We start from the raw sequence: 448 nt of genomic DNA, 5'->3' as shown, positions 1-448 counted from the left end.
CCTCCGCGCCGAACTGCAGGGGAGCCTTCTCAACTAGCAAAGAGGCAGTGCGTTTCGCGCCACCGCGCCTTAAGGTGCGGTGGCGCGACCAGCAGCAGACAGGAAAGTCGGAGGAGGAGCCGTGGCAACGCCCCCAGGCGGTTACCCGTATGGCAATGACCAGCAGGAGAACCCGCCGCAGAACCGCTTCAACTTCCCCTCCGCGCCCACCCCCAGGGACCGGTCGGAGGCCCAGCACCCCTCGCAGGTGCCGTACACCCCGCAGCATCAGGCACCGCCGAACGCGGTGCCCGGCGGCGGGTACGCTCCGCCCGGACACGTTCCGACGGGCCATGTCCCGCCCCCCGCGGGGCAGGGCATGCGTCCCGGTCAGGGACCGCAGCACCGGCGTTCGGGGTCGCCCTCGGGCGGCAAGAGCAACCCGTTGGTCCGCCCCTACGCCATGACC

1 pseudogene is annotated in these 448 nt (G+C 71.2%); it reads left to right on the top strand.

The features are described 5' to 3' along the window. Window positions 1-121: 121 nt before the first annotated feature. Window positions 122-448: pseudogene (locus JNW98_RS35740) on the top strand (DUF742 domain-containing protein); the annotation flags it as partial.

The organism is Streptomyces huiliensis (assembly GCF_020037025.1).
Lineage (GTDB): Bacteria > Actinomycetota > Actinomycetes > Streptomycetales > Streptomycetaceae > Streptomyces > Streptomyces huiliensis.
The sequence above is the reverse complement of the archived record's forward strand: the minus strand, read 5'-3'. Positions and strand labels throughout refer to the sequence as shown.